This is a genomic window from Delftia sp. BGA-UO-ETr-SB1 (assembly GCF_059567865.1).
On the sequence record NZ_JCAQOW010000004.1, the window covers coordinates 266,519 to 283,305 of the forward strand.

13 protein-coding genes and 4 tRNA genes are annotated in these 16,787 nt (G+C 64.6%); 13 read left to right on the forward strand and 4 right to left on the reverse strand.

Annotation, left to right across the window (positions count from 1 at the left end; all coding sequences use genetic code 11):
• Positions 1–36 precede the first annotated feature (36 nt).
• The 12 genes from pgsA to AC57B5_RS01815 all read left to right on the forward strand — a co-directional run bounded on the left by pgsA (position 37) and on the right by AC57B5_RS01815 (position 11,798).
• Positions 37–606 (forward strand): CDP-diacylglycerol--glycerol-3-phosphate 3-phosphatidyltransferase, encoded by a 570-nt coding sequence (gene pgsA / locus AC57B5_RS01760; RefSeq protein ID WP_026062576.1) that lies wholly within the window; start codon positions 37–39, stop codon positions 604–606.
• 452 nt (positions 607–1,058) lie between these two features.
• Positions 1,059–1,331: an HU family DNA-binding protein gene (locus AC57B5_RS01765; RefSeq protein WP_012204727.1), complete on the forward strand. Its 273-nt coding sequence runs from the start codon at positions 1,059–1,061 to the stop codon at positions 1,329–1,331.
• 14 nt (positions 1,332–1,345) lie between these two features.
• Positions 1,346–1,421 (forward strand) — tRNA-Val (locus AC57B5_RS01770).
• A 60-nt stretch (positions 1,422–1,481) separates the two neighbouring features.
• Positions 1,482–3,377 (forward strand): SurA N-terminal domain-containing protein, encoded by a 1,896-nt coding sequence (locus tag AC57B5_RS01775; RefSeq protein WP_496398574.1) that lies wholly within the window; start codon positions 1,482–1,484, stop codon positions 3,375–3,377.
• A gap of 74 nt (positions 3,378–3,451) precedes the next feature.
• Positions 3,452–3,527, forward strand: a tRNA-His gene (locus AC57B5_RS01780).
• 255 nt (positions 3,528–3,782) lie between these two features.
• Positions 3,783–3,858: transfer RNA gene (locus AC57B5_RS01785), tRNA-His, on the forward strand.
• A 450-nt stretch (positions 3,859–4,308) separates the two neighbouring features.
• A complete protein-coding gene (locus tag AC57B5_RS01790; protein ID WP_065346276.1) occupies positions 4,309–4,821 on the forward strand; it encodes a GspH/FimT family pseudopilin in 513 nt (170 codons plus the stop codon).
• Between the two features lie 23 nt (positions 4,822–4,844).
• Complete coding sequence (gene pilV / locus AC57B5_RS01795) at positions 4,845–5,366, forward strand: type IV pilus modification protein PilV (protein ID WP_496398575.1); 522 nt, start codon at positions 4,845–4,847, stop codon at positions 5,364–5,366.
• 28 nt (positions 5,367–5,394) lie between these two features.
• Positions 5,395–6,189: a prepilin-type N-terminal cleavage/methylation domain-containing protein gene (locus AC57B5_RS01800; RefSeq protein WP_047468784.1), complete on the forward strand. Its 795-nt coding sequence runs from the start codon at positions 5,395–5,397 to the stop codon at positions 6,187–6,189.
• On the forward strand, positions 6,186–6,779 hold the full coding sequence (locus tag AC57B5_RS01805; protein WP_496398576.1) for a pilus assembly PilX family protein: 594 nt from the start codon (positions 6,186–6,188) through the stop codon (positions 6,777–6,779). Before AC57B5_RS01800 ends, AC57B5_RS01805 begins: the two co-directional genes overlap by 4 nt.
• Positions 6,780–6,825: 46 nt before the next feature.
• Positions 6,826–11,304, forward strand: a complete 4,479-nt coding sequence (locus AC57B5_RS01810) for a pilus assembly protein (protein WP_496398577.1) — start codon at positions 6,826–6,828, stop codon at positions 11,302–11,304.
• A 5-nt stretch (positions 11,305–11,309) separates the two neighbouring features.
• Positions 11,310–11,798 carry a type IV pilin protein gene (locus AC57B5_RS01815; protein WP_496398578.1) on the forward strand — a complete coding sequence of 163 codons (489 nt, stop codon included), beginning with the start codon at positions 11,310–11,312 and terminating at the stop codon, positions 11,796–11,798.
• A gap of 105 nt (positions 11,799–11,903) precedes the next feature.
• On the opposite strand, the gene AC57B5_RS01820 is transcribed toward AC57B5_RS01815, so the two are convergent.
• Together AC57B5_RS01820 and ycaC are read right to left on the reverse strand one after the other, a co-directional pair.
• The gene (locus AC57B5_RS01820; protein WP_013803115.1) at positions 11,904–12,593 is read right to left on the reverse strand and encodes a hydrolase; all 690 of its coding nucleotides are present in this window, start codon (positions 12,591–12,593) and stop codon (positions 11,904–11,906) included.
• 10 nt (positions 12,594–12,603) lie between these two features.
• Entirely contained in the window at positions 12,604–13,230 is a 627-nt protein-coding gene (ycaC, locus tag AC57B5_RS01825; protein WP_034392043.1) for an isochorismate family cysteine hydrolase YcaC, read from the reverse strand.
• Between the two features lie 132 nt (positions 13,231–13,362).
• Here ycaC and AC57B5_RS01830 point away from each other — a divergent pair, with 132 nt between their 5' ends.
• Positions 13,363–14,265 (forward strand): LysR family transcriptional regulator, encoded by a 903-nt coding sequence (locus AC57B5_RS01830; protein ID WP_496398579.1) that lies wholly within the window; start codon positions 13,363–13,365, stop codon positions 14,263–14,265.
• A gap of 428 nt (positions 14,266–14,693) precedes the next feature.
• On the opposite strand, the gene AC57B5_RS01835 is transcribed toward AC57B5_RS01830, so the two are convergent.
• Together AC57B5_RS01835 and AC57B5_RS01840 are read right to left on the reverse strand one after the other, a co-directional pair.
• Positions 14,694–14,770, reverse strand: a tRNA-Arg gene (locus tag AC57B5_RS01835).
• An 85-nt stretch (positions 14,771–14,855) separates the two neighbouring features.
• Positions 14,856–16,610 (reverse strand): M14 family metallopeptidase, encoded by a 1,755-nt coding sequence (locus tag AC57B5_RS01840; RefSeq protein ID WP_496398580.1) that lies wholly within the window; start codon positions 16,608–16,610, stop codon positions 14,856–14,858.
• Positions 16,611–16,787 lie beyond the last annotated feature (177 nt).

Here is a 16,787-nt window from a genome sequence, read left to right on the forward strand (position 1 = left end):
ACCTCAAACACCAAGGTACGTGACACAATGGCGGCCATGTTTCTCACAATCCCCACCTTGATGACCTGTACGCGGATCGTCGCGATTCCGCTGATCGTCGGGGTGTTCTACGCGCCGTTCGATGTGGCGACCCGCAACCTGGTCGCCACGGTCATGTTCATCGTCTTCGCAGCCACCGACTGGCTCGACGGCTACCTGGCGCGCAAGCTCAACCAGACATCGGCCTTCGGCGCCTTCCTCGACCCGGTGGCCGACAAGTTCCTGGTCTGCGCGTCGCTGCTGGTGCTGGTGCACCTGCAGCGCACCGATGTGTTCGTGGCCCTGATCATCATCGGCCGCGAGATCGCCATCTCGGCCCTGCGCGAGTGGATGGCGCACCTGGGCGCGGGCAAGAGCGTGGCCGTCCACATGCTCGGCAAGCTCAAGACCACGGCGCAGATGGTGGCCATCCCCTTCCTGCTGTACGACGGCCGTGTGTTCGGCATGATCGACACCGGCGTCTGGGGCCAGGTGCTGATCTGGGTGGCGGCGGTGCTCACCGTCTGGTCGATGGTGTACTACCTGCAAAAAGCCCTGCCCGAGATCCGCGCGCGGGTCACGCACTGAGGGCCTTTCTGGCCGTTCCCGGGATTCTGCGCCAGACACGTCAAACTGTCTGGCGTTGCTACTTTTTTGGAAGCATTTGAATCAGGCAGGGCAGCCGCTGCGGCGTCGTGGATGCGAAGCGGTGAGGCGCATTGCAGCACTGGCAAGGCCTGCAGCGGACAAGTCCATTGTCAACCCTTGTCAATTCGTGAAGCCGCTAGCCTGCGCCGGGCGCAAAAAACCGGCCGCAAAGCCAAAGCTGGCGCCAAAACCGCATAGAATCGTCCCCTGTCGCTGCGATGCGCAGCGTGCATTGACACCTGGAAGGTCGATGGCTTTAATTCACCGATGTCTGCCCCGAGGCAGGCGTCGAACGGCAAGCCAGATTCCGTATCCGTCGCGCCGGGTTTCTGGCCGAGCCAAGTTGGTGGCCGCAGAGACATCCCATTCACTTATTTCTCCAGAGGCATCTTGTGAATAAAACCGAACTGATTGAGCACATCGCTAACAACGCCGACATCTCCAAGGCTGCGGCTGCTCGTGCACTGGATTCCACGATTGAGGCTGTGAAGAAAACCCTCAAAAAGGGTGGTACAGTGTCGCTCGTTGGTTTTGGCACATTCGCCGTTGGTAAGCGCGCTGCTCGTACGGGCCGCAACCCCCGCACCGGCGAAACCATCAAGATCAAGGCCGCCAAGGTTCCAAAGTTCCGTCCGGGCAAGGCATTGAAAGATGCCCTGAACTGACACCAGTCAAGGTGGGGTGCTTAGCTCAGTTGGTAGAGCGGCGCCCTTACAAGGCGTAGGTCGGCGGTTCGACCCCGTCAGCACCCACCAAGAACAAAAGGCGAACGAAAGTTCGCCTTTTCTATTTCTGCCATTGAAAGACGACAGACCATGTTCGAATCCATCCGCAAGCATTCCAAGTTCGTGATGATCTTGTTGTTCTTGCTGATCATTCCCTCGTTCATCTTCGTGGGTGTGAACCAGAACTACTTCACAGAGTCCAGCGTCATCGTCGCACGTGTCGATGGTCATGAGATCAAGCAGGCCGACTGGGAGAACGCGCACCGCATGGAGAGTGATCGCCTGCGCGCCGAGAACCCCAACATCGACCCCAAGCTGCTGGACTCTCCGCAGGCGCGCTACGCCACGCTGGAGAAGATGGTGCGTGACCAGGTGCTGGCCGCTGCCGTGCAGAAGATGCACCTGGCCGCATCCGATGCGCAACTGGTGCGCACGCTGCAGGAGATCCCCGCGATTGCCGCGCTCAAGAAGCCTGATGGCTCGATGGATGCCGAGGCCTATCGCGCCCTGGTCGGATCGCAGGGCCTGACGCCCGAAGGCTTCGAGGCCAACCTGCGCCGCGAACTGTCCATGAACCAGGTGATGGGTGGCGTGACGGGTACGGCCTTTGCGACCGACACCCAGGTCAAGCAGGCCATCGATGCGCTGTACCAGCGCCGCGAAGTGCAGGTGGCCCGCTTTGAAGCCAGCGCCTACGCCAGCAAGGTCCAGCCCACCGAGGCAGACCTCAAGGCCTACTACGATGCCCACACCAGCCAGTTCCAGCAATCGGAGCAGGCCAAGGTGGAATACCTGCTGCTGGACGTTCCCAGCATTGAGGCCGGCATCACGCTGAGCGAAGACGATGTGCGTTCCTACTACAACCAGAACGCCGAGCGCCTGGCCGGCCCCGAAGAGCGCCGTGCCAGCCACATCCTGATCAATGCAAGCAAGGATGCGCCTGCCGCCGAGCAGGAAAAAGCCAAGGCCAAGGCCGAAGAACTGCTGGCCGAGCTGCGCAAGGACCCCAAGCGCTTCGCCGAACTGGCCAAGGCCAATTCGCAGGACGGTGGCTCCGCTGCATCGGGTGGCGATCTGGGCTACTTCGGCCGCGGTGCCATGGTCAAGCCCTTCGAGGACGCAGCCTTCGGCATGAAGGTCGGCGACATCAGCGACGTGGTGCACAGCGACTTCGGCTACCACATCATCTCGCTGGTGGACATCAAGAAGCCCAAGGCGCCGAGCTTCGAGCAGATGCGTCCCAAGCTGGAAGCCGAACTCAAGCAGCAGCAGGCCCAGCGCAAGTTCGCCGAACTGGCGGAAGGCTTCTCCAATGCGGTCTACGAGCAGTCGGACAGCTTGCAGCCCGTGGCCGAGAAGTTCAAGCTCACCGTGCAAAAGGCAGACCATGTGACGCGCCAGCCCGGCCCCAACGTCAAGGGTCCCCTGGCCAACCCCCGCTTCCTGGAGGCGCTGTTCTCCAGCGACTCGCTGAACAACAAGCGCAACACCGACGCAGTGGAGCTGGGTTCCAGCCAACTGGTGGCCGGCCGCGTGGTGGAGTACACGCCTGCCCGCACGCTGCCCATGGCCGAGGTGGGCGACAAGCTGCGCACCCTGTACGTGGCGCAAAAGTCCGCCGAACTGGCCAAGTCCGATGGCGAGGCCAAGCTTGCAGCATGGAAGGCCAAGCCTGATGCGGCGCAACTGCCTGCCGCCAAGGTGATCAGCCGTGACCAGCCCGAAGGCCTGTCGCGCGAAGTGGTGGATGCCGCCCTGCGCGCACCGACCGCTCAGCTGCCTGCCTGGACGGGTGTCGACATGGGTGCCCAAGGCTATGCCGTGGTCAAGATCAACCGCATCGTCGAGCGCCCGGCCGATGATGCACAGGCTGCTGCCGCGCAGAAGCAGGACTTCCTGCGAAGCTCTGCCGTCGCAGAAGCTATGGCATACTACGAGCTTCTCAAGAAACAGCTCAAGGTGCAGATCAAGGTCCCGCGCCCCTGATGAGAGAAATTTCTAGCAAAACAGAAATTTCAGAAATCAAGCGGTTTTTTGGAATAGAATAGCGTTCTTCTACGGTGGCTGTAGCTCAGTTGGTAGAGTCCAGGATTGTGATTCCTGTTGTCGTGGGTTCGAGCCCCATCAGCCACCCCAAATAAAAAGATCCCCAGAGCAAAAATGCTCTGGGGATTTTTGCTTTGGGCGGCAGGGGGACTGGTTGCCCCCGAAAGCTCCAGGGACGCCGGGCAAGGCTCCTGCCGGCTGCGGCTGCATGGAGGATGGCGGCATCCTGCCCGTTGCCCGCGTCCCCCGATGCGCCTTTGTTCCTGCTGCTCCCGATCCGTCACGCAACGCCTGTTCCAAAGCATTTGTCTGCTGGTTTTTGGCATATAATCGAATGCTTCAACGGTGGCTGTAGCTCAGTTGGTAGAGTCCAGGATTGTGATTCCTGTTGTCGTGGGTTCGAGCCCCATCAGCCACCCCAAACAAGAAAATCCCCAGTGCAGAAATGCACTGGGGATTTTTGCTTTGGGCGAAAACTTTTTCTTCCTCGGGCTGGAAGCAGACGGGATATTCGCATGGCCAATCGCGCTGCGGCTGGATTGCGGCCACTCATGCTGCCGTGGATTTTCAGGCGCTTGATGCGAGGCCTGCCTGCCTGACTTCGCGATCTGCCGTATCGCCACCGTGGCCATGCCCGTTGCGCCGGCCGTTCCGCCGAGCTTGCGTGCGCGGACGGCGGGCCGGGCTTGCTGGATGGGGTGTTGCGCTCTGCGCAGGTTTTTATAAGACAAGTCCTATATTTGTCCTATGACCTGTGTCAATAGGTGTTTTGCATTGCTATTGAATTACGATTGCAAACATCAATCAAGAGCAATGGCGCAGGGCTTGCAGGCCTGTCGCATGGTCCCCCGCCAACGAGAAGCACGCTTGCATGAAAAATCCCGGTTACACGCGCAACGGCTGTCCAGGCGGCAGGTGGCAACGGCCCCGTGGCTTCACCCTCATCGAGATGATGGTTGTGGTGGCGCTGGTCGCGATTCTGGCCGCTCTGGCCGCTCCTTCCTTCATCGTCCAAATAGCCAACCAGCGCGTCAGCTCGGCTGCGCTCGAGTTGCAGTCGTTGCTGCAGCTGGCTCGCTCCGAAGCGGTCTACAAACGGGTGGAAAGCAGCTTCGTGGGTGCGGGGCAGACATGGTCCGCCAAGTCGGGAGGGCAACTGGTGCGCGAGGCCCGGGTGCCTGATGCCGTGACCGTGTCGCCCTCCGGTGATTCTTCCCAGGGCGTCCTGTTCGAAACCACGGGGACCGCCAGGCAGTTCTCCGGCGCCAGCACGCTGTACACGCTGACCGTCACGGCTCGCCATGCCACGCGCATGCACTGCCTGAGAGTGACTCGCGCCGGGCTTGTGCGCCAGCAGCGGCTGCCTGCCGGCGGCAGTTGCTGATGCGCGTGCAACGGGTCTGCAACATGTCCATTCCTTTTTCTTCTCGCAGGCAACGCGGCGCAGGCCTTATCGAGGTACTCGTCGCCGTGCTGCTGGTGGCCGTGGGGCTGCTGGGCGCCGTGCGCATCCATGTGCGTGCCATTGAATACACCGTGGATACCGAGCGGCGCCAGATGGCATCCATGCTGGCTTCCGAACTGCTGGAGACCCTGCGGGGGGATACGGCCACGGTCCTGGACGCGAAGGGTGCGCCCGTGGAGGAACTGGCCGGCTATCAGAAGCTGCAGGGGGCCGCGATGCCCGCGGCCCTTGCGGCCTGCCAGCCTTTGCCGCAGCCGCGGGCGCAGCGCCTGGCCTGCTGGGGCGACCGGGCCCGCAAGCTGGTGCCCGATCTCACCGCGGACCGCATCGACAGCTCCTTCGCCGTGAGCGCCGATGCCGATGGCCTGGTGTCCGTGACGGTGGCCTGGCCGGTCAAGAAAGGCCAATGTCTGGATGGAAGCGACAATGAATTTTGCACATTCACGCTGCGGTCGCGGCTTTGAGCGCGGGCCGGGCGCACGGGCGTGCCGCATGCGCATGCCCTCCCAGGCGGGCCTGTCCCTGGTGGAGATTCTGGTGGCGCTGGCCATCGGCCTGTTCCTCGTGCTGATTGCCACCACCATCTACATGCAGGGGCTGTCGAGCTTCGGTTTTCGCGTGGGGCAGAGCGAGAACCTCGGCAACAGCCGGCTGGCATTGGCCGTGCTGGACTCCGAGTTTTCCAAGGCAGGCTACAGAAGAGACCCTTCGCAGGCGATGTTCGACGCATTTCCTGCCGATTCCTCGCCCCATCCCAACGGCTGCCAGTTCGCCCAGGGACAGGCGCTCTACGCGGCTGACGCGCAGAGCATCTGCCTTCGCTTCCAGCCCCGGGACGCTGCGGAAACCGATTGTGCGGGCACGCCCGCGAACCTGGGAGCCGCCGGCCCCTATGACGCTCCGGCGCCGGCGACCGGCATGTTCGCGGAGAAATACACCGTTGAAAGTGGTGTGCTGGTCTGCCGGGCTGCGCAGGAGGTTGTGCCGCTTGCCGATGGCGTGCGGGCGGTGCATTTCGAGTTCGGCATCGATCGGCAGACAGCGCCCGGCGCGATACGTCGGGTCGATGCCTTCGCGGCCACGTTGCCCGGGCAGCAGGAAGCCATCCGTTCCCTGCGCCTTGCCCTCTTGCTGGAAAGCTCCGGCAAGGTGACGCAGGGCATGGCCTCCACCGTCTGCGAGCGTTGGGCGCAACTGGGCGGCGCCGCGGCCCGATGCGATGCGAATGCCGGCGCCCTGCTGCAACTGGCCACCGGCACGCTCACCCTGAGGAATCTGATGCCATGACCGCGCTGATCGGAGCCCGGAGCCGCCGCTGCATGTCCTGTGTCCTGGACGGGCGCCAGCGCGGCAATGCCTTGCTGGTGTCCATGATCATGCTGCTGCTGGTGTTGTTGCTGGCGGTGGTCGGCATGCGCGTGGCCACGCTGGAGGCGCGCATCGCCGCCAACATGGTGGATAGCCAGCGGCTGTATGAAACCGCGGATGGCACGCTGCGAGAAGGCGAGCGCAAGCTGCTGGAGCATGCCGTCGCGCTCAAGCCCTGCAATGGCGCCGGCACTCCGGTGGCCGAGGGCAGCGGCATTCCCTGCTCGGTGTCCGATGTGCGTACGGACTCCATCGGGCTCGGTACGGATTTTCGGACGACCAAGGCCAAGGCGGCCGGGTTTCAGAAGCCCGATGGGTACTGGTATCCCCGATACATCACGACCGCCTGTCCCAAGTCGGGTAGTGCGACGTCCGCGCTGGATGCACCCGCCACCGGCTGCACGGACTTCTATGAGGTCAATGCCCAGGCCACGGAAAAGTCGCAGGCTCAGGCCTGCGGAGCGGATGCGCTGTGCCTGCGGTCCAGCGTCAACATGTTCATAAAGTAAGCAGGGGGAGGGAGCTTCAATGGCTCGCATTGCAAGTTGGAAAACCATGCATGGCCCGAGGGCGCGCCAGGGCCGGGCACTCGCGTGGCCGGCCCTGGCGCTGTGGACGTGCGCACTGGCACTGGCCAGTACGCCGGCGCATGCCCAGGGGCGCGCGGACACCGTGCTGTCCCAGATGCCGCTGTTCGTGAACCAGGCGCTGGCGCCCTTGAACATGCTGGTGATGGGGCGTGACCACAAGCTGTACTACGAGGCCTACAACGATGCCTCCGACCTCAACGGCGACGGTGTGATCGATGTCGGATACAAGCCGGACCAGATCGACTACTACGGCTACTTCAACAACAACGTCTGCTACAGCTATTCCAAGGGTGTTTTCGTGCCCTCGCAGGCAGCGACCGGAAGCAACAGGAAAAAGTGCTCGAACAACTGGAGTGGCGACTTCCTGAACTATCTGGGCACATCGCGCATGGACGCCATACGCCGCGTGCTCTATGGCGGCATGCGTGCGGAGGACACGGCTTCGCGCACCGTTTTGCAGACCGCCTACATTCCCAGGGATGCGCACAGCTGGGGCAAGGCCTATGACCCTGCGCGGGATCTCGGGGTCTACAGCATTTCGGACTATGCGCCGCTGCGCCAGCCGGCGTCCGGCACGCGCCATCTGTTTGCCGTCACCACGCTGGGGGAGGCCGCTGGCGTCATCACCCAGTTGCGCGTGCTCAATGACTCCTCGTTCCAGATCTGGGATTGGGTGTCCCAGGAGGGCTTTGCAGGGCAGAGCAACTGTGCAGGCGGCAATTCGTGCGCGCGAGGCACCAGCAGGATCACCGACTACAACCTGCTTGTGGAGGCCTGCTCCAGCAGCAATGTCCAGTTGCTCGAGGCCAGCTGCAAGGCCTATCCCAACGGCGGCAAGACCATCTACAAGCCCACGGGGCTGCTGCACGACTTCGGAGAGAACGGGAAGATGTACTTCGGCCTGCTCACAGGCTCGTACGAGAAAAACATCGCCGGCGGCGTGCTGCGCCGCAATATCAGCAATTTCGCAGAGGAGGTCGACCCTCAGACGGGCCAGTTCAGGACGGGTGTCAATGGCGTGGTCGCCAACATAGACCGCCAGCGCCTGATCGGCTACACCGGCGGCAAATACGTGGAATGCGGCTGGATCACGTCCGGCCCCATCAGTTCGCTGGACAAGCCTTCAAAGTGCGCCATGTGGGGCAATCCCATCAGCGAAATGATGTTCGAGACCATGCGCTATTTCGGCGGCGCGTCCCAGGCCCTCGGCATCTATGACTACGCCGGCGGCTCCTCCAAGGACGCGTCCCTGGGCCTGTCCAAGCCCGCCTGGGAAACGCCCTACAAGGCCAAGGCCGAAGGCGGGGGCGGCTACCAGTACTGCTCCCGTCCCGTCATGACGGTGCTCAGCGACATCAATCCCTCCTACGACGGCAAGCTGCCCGGCAGCCGCTACGCGAGCGTCGGCGCCAGCGCCCTCAATGGCTTCAATGTCTCTGACGAGGTGGCGGCCATCGGCTCGGCCGAGCGCATAGACGGGAAGAACTTCTTCATCGGCCAGTCAACGTCGGCCAATGCCGACCAGGCTCCTTCGGTCAAGACCATTGCAGACCTGTCCTGGGCGCGCGGCCTGTCTCCCGAGGAGCCCAGCAAGGAAGGCACCTACTATGCCGCCGGTGTGGCCCGTTTCGGCGCCAGGAATGCCATCTTCGGCAACAGCCAGGGCAAGAATGCGCTGAGGACCTACTCCGTGGCCATTGCGTCACCGCTGCCGGAAATACGCTTTCCGATCGGCGGCAAACGCTTTGTGACCATTGCGCCGTTTGCCAAGACCGTCTCCGGCAGTGCCGGTGGCAGCACCGTGAACAATGCGGTCTTCACGCCGACCAACCAGATCGTCGACTACTACGTGGTCAACATTGCCAACACGGGCAAGGCGGACATCGATGCCTCGGTCAATGGCGGGCGGCCCTATGCGGAGTTCCGCATCAACTACGAGGACGTGGAGCAGGGCGCCGACCATGACATGGACGCCATCGCGCGCTACACGGTCGCGCTGCAGGCCGATGGCAAGGTGAAGATCGACATGGTGTCCGAATACGCCGCTGGCGGCCTGGGACAGCACATGGGCTATGTGATCTCGGGCACCACCAAGGACGGCATGTACCTGGAGGTGCGTGACAAGGATACGGCCTCGGCCTACTACGCCTACAACACGCCACCCAATCGCGATCCGGGCTACTGCCGGGGCAGCATCTCGGCCCAGCAGCGCACGGAATGCACGAACCTGGGGCTCACGGCCACCCGCAGCTTCACTCCCGGCAATGCGACCGACGCGGGCAGCTTCCTGAAGGGGCCGCTGTGGTATGCCGCCAAGTACGGTGTGCCGGACCGCGACCCCTCCAAGATCACGGGAGATCCGGACAACTATTTTCTGGTGACCAATGCCGGCACGCTCAAGGACCAATTGACCAAGGCGTTCAACGACATCCTGCAGAGCATCAGTTCCGTGACGGCGGTCAGCGTGGACATGCCCACTGCGACACTGGGCGAAGGCGCCGACCTGTACCGGACCACGTTCGAGGTCCAGTACTGGAGCGGCGATGTCATCCGCGAGAAGCTCACTACCAGCGACAGAACGCTGGTCTGGAGCGCGGCGGAACTCCTGTCGGCGCGGTCCGCCGATGACCGCAAGATCTACTATCCCAGCAGGACCGGCAGTGCCGTGTCGCTGAGCCCTTTCACGTACTCCAGTCTCAGCGGGCAGCGCTCCGATGCGTCCTGGCTGGCCGTGCTCAACACGGACCCGGCCACGAACTCCGCCGATGGCCAGGCAAAAAAGCGCATCGAGTTCCTGCGTGGCGAGGTGCGCGATGACTTGCGCGTGCGCAAGCCCCTGGACAGCGGAAAGCCCAATGTGCTGGGCGATATCGTCAATTCCTCGCTGGTGCGGGTCAAGGGCGGCCTGTACCGCGCCTCCGCTGCGGACAAGCTGGAGGGCAGCACCACCTATGCCGCCTTTGCCGCGAAACAGGCTGCCAAGGAGATGCTGTATGTGGGCGCCAACGACGGCATGCTGCACGCCTTCGATGCGGCATCGGGCAAGGAGGAGTTCGCCTTCATTCCATCGGGCGTGAAGGATTCGCTCAATGTCCTGGCGTCCCGGTATGGCACGGGCGGCGCTCCCCACCGCTACTTCGTGGACGGGACGCCCGTGGTCTCGGATGTCTACTTCGGCAACGCCTGGCACAGGGTGCTGGTCGGCAGCCTGGGCGCGGGCGGGCGGCAGGTCTTCGCGCTGGACGTCACGGACCCCACCTCCCCCCGGTTGCTGTGGGAGTTCGGGGTTGAACAGGACGAACGCATGGGTTACTCGATGCCCGCGCCTGTCGTTGCGCGGCTCAACGACGCCGGCCGGTCCAAGGGCAGGTGGGTGGTGTTCCTGTCCAATGGCTACCAGGCGTCGAACAGCGCCTCCGGCGAGTCCAGCCTGTTTGTGCTGGATGTCTCCAGTGGCGAGGTCATCCGGCGCTTTGATTTCGCGGCAGGCATGACGGCTGCGGAGCTGAACGCGCTGCCTGCGCCGAAGAACGGCCTGTCGCGTGCCGCCGTGGTGGACAACAACGGCGATGGCAAGGTGGACCTGGCCTATGCCGGTGATCTTGCGGGCAATGTATGGCGCGTGGACCTGGCCAGTGGTGCCAGCGGCTCATGGAATGCGCAACTGTTCTTTGTGGCACGCGAGTCCGAACGCAGCGGCGGCAAGCGGCTGTCCATCACCACCGCACCCTACGTGGTGCGGCACTCCAGCGGCAAGGGCGATGTGGTGGCCTTCGGCACGGGCCGCTTCATGACGGATGACGACAAGCTGGACATGCGCCGGCAATCGGTGTTCGGCGTCTGGGATCGCTACGGCACACCCGCCACGACTGCGCCGCAGCCGCTGCCTACCGCCGGCAAGGGGCGCGGGGATCTGCAGGCCCAGCAGTTCACCCAGGTGAGCGGCTTTCCGGGCAAGTTCGCCCTGTCGGCCAACCCGGTCACCTGGTACAAGGACGCCACCAGCACCGCCGACTCCAATGTGCACAGCTGGGGCTGGTACGTCGATCTGCCGCGCGACGGAGAAAGACTGGTCTACGACATGAGCCTGTACGGGCGGGGACTGGTGTTCACCTCCATCCGGCCGCCGCTGGGCGACCCCTGCTCCGCAGGCCTGGCCAGCACGATCTACGCCATCGATCCCGACACCGGGGGCAAGACCGACTATGTCGCCTTCGATGTGAACGGCGACGGCATCTTCAACGCCTCCGACAACCTGGCAGGCCAGCAGGTCAACGGCCGCGAGGTGGGGCCGGGCAGGCCCACCATCAGCGGCGCGAAGATCTTCGACTCCAGCGGAAAGCCAAGCGGGGCGGGAGACCCAGTCAAGACCGGGGGCGACGATATCAACAGCGGAGTGGACCGGGGGCGACAGAGCTGGCGCCGCCAGCCAGCGAACCCGTGACCGCCATGCCATCCACTACACACAGGGGCCTGCCGGCCCCGGCCGTCTGGCTGGCCCTGCGGGCCTCCAAGGAGAAATGCGTGCGCAGCAAGCTACATGGATTCACGCTGATCGAGCTGATGATCACGGTGGCCGTGGTCGCCATCCTTTCGGCGATCGCCTACCCCTCCTACCAGGAATACGTGCTGCGATCGCGGCGCGTGGAGGCGCAAAGCCTGCTGGGCGAGGCCGCCGCCCGGCAGGAGCGCTGGCGGGCGCAGAACGGCGGCTACACAAGCTCCGTCGCCAACCTCAGACTGCCCTGGGGGGACAAGTCCGAGAACGGCCACTACACCCTGACGATGGCCACGGCCGCCAATGACGGCGGCTACACGCTCAAGGCCACGCGCACAGGCCGCCAGGCATCGGACAGGCGCTGCGGCGACTACACCCTGAACGCCCTGGGCGTGAAGGGCATCTCGCCCTTGGGAACGGTGGGAGACTGCTGGCGCTGAGCGCCACCGGGGCCGGGGCCTCAGTCCTGCGCCTCATCCACAAATTCCACCATGGCCGCCGACACCTTGGGCAAGCGGCCTCGTACCCGTGCCGTGCTACCGCAGTCAGGTGCGTTGCGAATCCAGCTGCTCACCGTTCCTGGCCACTTCCTGCGCCTTGGAGTAGCTTTCGATCAGCAACTGGTAAGGCGGGAAGACTGCGCTGTAGGCCTGCGCCCACTGCAACGCGTCCTCACGGTTCCAGGTCTTTTGCACCTCCGAGCACACCGCCGCCGTGTCCATCGGCACGACACCAGCCTGCACGATGCGCGCCAGCGTGATCTCCTGCGCCATTTTCGAGTAGGTCCCCGAGGCGTCGATCACCGCGAAGACCTGGTAGCCCTCGTGCACTGCGGCGATGCTGGGGAAGGCCATGCAAACGCTGGTGATCGTCCCCGCGATGATGAGCTGCCTGCGCCCAGTGGCCTTGACGGCAGCGACGAACTCCGGGTTGTCCCAGGCGTTGATCTCGCCCTTGCGCGCAACGTACCGGGCATGCGGGGCGTACTGGTGGATCTCGGGGATCAAGGGGCCGTTCGGACCCTGCGGCACCGATGCGGTGGTGATGACCGGGATCTTCGCCAGTGTCGCTACCTTGGCGAGTGTGGTGGCATTGGCACGCACCTCGGTGAAGGGCATGTCCTTGATGGTCTGGAACAGGCCGCTTTGATGGTCGATCAGCAGCATCGCCACATTGTCGGGATCGATGACCGGGCGGGCGCCGTTGAAGTTGGCGATGGTTTGGGGTGTGCTCACGGTCTTCTCCTCAATTGCCCTGGGTGAGCATGGTGTGGCTCGTGATCAGGTTGCGGTAGTCGGGGATGTGGTTGGAAAACAGAGTGCCCAGCCCCTGCACGTCGTTGCGCCAGTCGCGGTGCAGTTCGCAGGCAGCGCCGAACCAGCTCATCAGTTGCACGCCGGCCTGCGACATGCGATTCCACGCCGCATCGCGGGTGATGGGGTTGAAGGTACCGGAGGCGTCAGTGATCACGAAGACGTCGAAGCCTTCCTCGATGGCCGACAGTGCGGGAAAGGCCACGCACACCTCGGTCACCACGCCGGCGATGATGAGTTGCTTCTTGCCCGTGGCCTTCACGGCCTTGACGAAGTCCTCGTTGTCCCAGGCGTTGATGTTGCCGGGCCGGGCGATGTAGGGCGCCTGGGGAAACTGGCTCTTGAGCTCCGGCACCAGCGGTCCGTTGGGGCCGTTCTCGAAGCTGGTCGTCAGGATGGTGGGCAGCTTGAAATAGCTGGCGATGTCGGCCAGCGCCAGCACGTTGTTCTTGAACTTGTCCGGGTCGATGTCGCGTACAAGGGACAGCAGGCCGGTCTGGTGGTCTACCAGCAGCACGGCGGCGTTGTCCTTGTCCAGGCGGACGTAGGGCTTGGTCATGGTGAATCTCCTTGGGTCGCCCAGACAAAGGTCTTGGCTGACGGATAGAGAATAGGATTTGAACGATGAACGCGGTAGTCGTTAATATTTGCCATCAGAGTCCTATCTGAGGAACGATGAAGGCGGTGTGCAATGAAAGACCTGAACGACCTCTACTACTACGTGCAGGTGGTGGACCACGGCGGCTTTGCGCCCGCGGGCCGCGCGCTGGGGATGCCCAAATCCAAGCTGAGCCGGCGCATCGCGCAGCTGGAGGAGCGTCTCGGCACGCGCCTGATCCAGCGCTCCACGCGGCGATTTGCCGTCACCGAGACCGGCCAGACCTACTACGGCCACTGCAAGGCGATGCTGGTGGAGGCCGACGCCGCCGACGAGGCCATCGCGCTGACCCACGCCGAGCCGCGCGGCATCGTGCGCATGACCTGCCCGGTGGCGCTGCTCGATGCGCGCATCGCCGACATGCTAGCGGCCTTCATGGCCGCGTATCCGCGCGTGGAGATCCACCTCGAGGAAACCAACCGCCGCGTGGACGTGGTGGGCGAAGGAATCGACGTTGCCATCCGCGTGCGCCCGCCGCCGCTGGAAGACAGCGACCTGGTGATGCGCATGCTCGCCGAGCGCGGGCAATGCCTGGTGGCCTGCCCGCGACTGTTGACAGGCGGCATCCCCCAGGTGCCCGCCGATCTGGCAGGCCTGCCGAGCATGGACCTGGGCCTGCCGCAGCACGAGCATGTGTGGCACCTGATCGGCCCGGACGGCACGCAGGTGGCCATCCGCCACCGGCCGCGCCTGGTCACGCGCGGCATGCTGGCGCTGCGCGCGGCGGCCTTGGCGGGGGTGGGCGTGGTGCAACTGCCCTCGATGATGGTGCGCGAGCAGATCGCGCGCGGTGAACTGTTCCACGTCATCCCGGGCTGGGCGCCACGGCGCGAGATCATCCATGCGGTGTTCGCCTCACGGCGCGGGCTGCTGCCGGCCGTGCGGGCGCTGCTGGATTTTCTGGCAGAGCGGTTTGAGGCGCTGGACGAAGACTGAGCTGCCGGCAAGCCGACTGGCTACCACCCGGAGCTCCATCTTCATCGCTGACAGATGAATGATCCGGCCGGGTGCCTTGATGCCTTCCACCTCCGGAAGCTGCTTTTCCAGAGCGACCAGATTTTCAATCAATCGGGACCGTGCGATCACGCGGCCGTCGTGTTGCATCTGCGCCGAGCGGACGCCAGGAGACAGCTCTTGTGCGCCATCGATCCTGCCCGTAGAGCACGGCAATGTCCCGGTGCTTGCCGTTCGTCAGGCACGTAGTCAGGCACGTCGAACCCACTCCGGACGGCATCACGTCAAGCGTGTATGGCGCCACCCGGGCGCCGTTGGACGATATCGAAAGCTAGGGGTACCTGAAGCCCGAGACCAGTGCGGGCCCTTGGACTTCTTTGGACGTATTGGGATTTCTTGGGATGCCAGGATGGCCTGCCCGGAGGGACTCGAACCCCCGACCTATTGCTTAGAAGGCAATTGCTCTATCCGGTTGAGCTACGGGCAGGTATGGCCGCTGACGGGCCAGCGCGGATCATACCCGCAATGGGTGGGCGCTCAGGGCTTGGCGGCGTGCCCTGGCGCCCTTGCCGTCATTCGGCGTCGTCTTCTTCCTCGAAAACCACCGAAGGAGGTGCCATCACGCGCGCCATGTCGGTCATCGTGGGCACCAGGCCGCGTGCAAGGTAGCTGTAGGGCGTGTCGGGCTCCAGCGCTGCAGCGGCAAGATTGGCCATGGGCTGGTTCATCGTCAGGTAGTAGCTGCCCACGGGCGCTTCGACGGCGCCGCGCGTGAGCGCATAGGCGCCGCTGGTGGGCGTGGCCGAGCGGGCTTCGTTGTACGAGTCGGCCAGCAGCTGGCCGGGCTCGGCCACCTTGAGCACCTGCAGGCCCAGCAGCCGCAGCCTGTCCACGGCGGGCTGGGCGCTGGCGGACAGCCAGTAGCCGCAGGAGCGCGGGCGCGACAGCGTGGTGCGCGGCTGCAGCGAAGCGTTCCAGTCCACGCGCACCTGCTGGTCGGCGCCCGTATCGGGCTGGATCATGGTGAGGGTGCGCTGCTCGGGGGTCTGCTCGGCCAGTACGGCCAGTTGCTGGTGGCAGGCAAGGGAGGCGGTCTCGCGCGCCACGAAGGCCTGCACCTGGGTGAGGTCCTTGGCGCGCTCGGCACTGGAATGCAGCATGCGTGTGGACGCGGTGACCAGGGTGTGCACGCGCCGCTGGATGTGGGCGCGGCCCAGGTCCGAGCCGCGGCTGCTGACCAGGTAGCCCACCGAGTTCTTGAGCCCGCTGACGTTGCGCAGCGAATCGGGCGCGAGGCTGCCCATGGAGATGGACTTGTCCTGCAGATCCTGGCTGGTGGTGTAGTACCAGTCGCTGCTCAGCCCGGCCTGCGACAGCGCGGTGCGCAGCGGCGCCGTGTACCACTCGCGCGCAGCCTTGGTCACGAATTCATTCTGGTTGGCCGTGGCCGAGTACTGCAGCAGGGCGTCGTAGCGCTGTATGGCCTGGTACTTCTGCAGGAAGACGCTGGCGGCGGGGAATTCCTGCAGGTCCACCACGGCGACGGGGCGGTAGTCGCGCGCCAGCGTGGCCAGGGCCTTGGCCTCCGGCGTGTTCAGGAGCAGGTGGTCATGGGCGATGTCGGTGCCATCGGCTGCATTGCGCGTGCCGGCTTCCACGGCGTCGGGGTTGGCGCGCGGCACGAGGATCACGTTGATCTGCTGCAGCAGCGGCTCCAGCAGGCCGCCGGGAGCGAGCTCGCGGGCGATGATGAGCAAGGCCTCCGTGCCCGCAGGTTCGTCGCCGTGCTGGCCGGCCACGAGCATGACCGTGGGGCGGCGGCTGTCATAGAGCGCCGACGGCTGAATGCCGGGTGCGCGCGTGGCCACCAGGGCCTGGATGGGGCTGCCGCGCTGCGAGCTGCCGGGCTGCACGATACCCAGGCGCGTGTCGCGGCCCAGGGATTTGCTGGCCTGGCTGTTCAGCCAGGAAGACAGTTCGCTGGCCGTGGTGAACTGGTTGCGCTGCGGCGCCAGGCCCGGTGTGTCGTAGCGGGTGGCTGGATCGGGAAAGCGCGCAGCCACGGCCGCGTTGTAGGGCAGGGGGACCAGGTTGTTGGCCGGCGCGATGGGCTGCGTGGTCGCCTGGGGCACCACGGGGGTGGCCGGGGCCGGCCGGGTGGGGGCGGGCGCCTGGGGCTTGGAGGTGGGCCATGGCGGCAGCGGGGTGCTGGCGCAGGCGGAAAGCAGGGCTGCGCACGCCAGGGCCGACCACCGCAACCTGTCCTGTGGCAGCTCCGAATCGGGGCGCTGGCTGGAGGGGGTGGCGTGTGGGGTCTGCAGTGTCATGGCGTGGCCTTGAGGAACCAGTCGGGGGAGTCTTTGGAAATCCGGGAAAAGGGCGCGGCCTTCAATCGCCGCAGGCCGCAATGCTATCGGGATGATAGCCATGCAGGCTTGCGGCGCGCTGTCGGCTGAATGCGCAATCTGCGCCATGTGAAAAGGGCTGCAGCCCCGGAGAGATGC

Excerpts from the sequence above, each read along its gene's own strand:
- pgsA (WP_026062576.1), top strand. The coding sequence starts at position 37 with ATGTTTCTCACAATCCCCACCTTGATGACCTGTACGCGGATCGTCGCG.
- AC57B5_RS01775 (WP_496398574.1), top strand. The coding sequence starts at position 1,482 with ATGTTCGAATCCATCCGCAAGCATTCCAAGTTCGTGATGATCTTGTTG.
- AC57B5_RS01790 (WP_065346276.1), top strand. The coding sequence starts at position 4,309 with ATGAAAAATCCCGGTTACACGCGCAACGGCTGTCCAGGCGGCAGGTGG.
- pilV (WP_496398575.1), top strand. The coding sequence starts at position 4,845 with ATGTCCATTCCTTTTTCTTCTCGCAGGCAACGCGGCGCAGGCCTTATC.
- AC57B5_RS01800 (WP_047468784.1), top strand. The coding sequence starts at position 5,395 with ATGCGCATGCCCTCCCAGGCGGGCCTGTCCCTGGTGGAGATTCTGGTG.
- AC57B5_RS01805 (WP_496398576.1), top strand. The coding sequence starts at position 6,186 with ATGACCGCGCTGATCGGAGCCCGGAGCCGCCGCTGCATGTCCTGTGTC.
- AC57B5_RS01810 (WP_496398577.1), top strand. The coding sequence starts at position 6,826 with ATGCATGGCCCGAGGGCGCGCCAGGGCCGGGCACTCGCGTGGCCGGCC.
- AC57B5_RS01815 (WP_496398578.1), top strand. The coding sequence starts at position 11,310 with ATGCCATCCACTACACACAGGGGCCTGCCGGCCCCGGCCGTCTGGCTG.
- ycaC (WP_034392043.1), bottom strand. The coding sequence starts at position 13,230 with ATGACCAAGCCCTACGTCCGCCTGGACAAGGACAACGCCGCCGTGCTG.
- AC57B5_RS01830 (WP_496398579.1), top strand. The coding sequence starts at position 13,363 with ATGAAAGACCTGAACGACCTCTACTACTACGTGCAGGTGGTGGACCAC.
- AC57B5_RS01840 (WP_496398580.1), bottom strand. The coding sequence starts at position 16,610 with ATGACACTGCAGACCCCACACGCCACCCCCTCCAGCCAGCGCCCCGAT.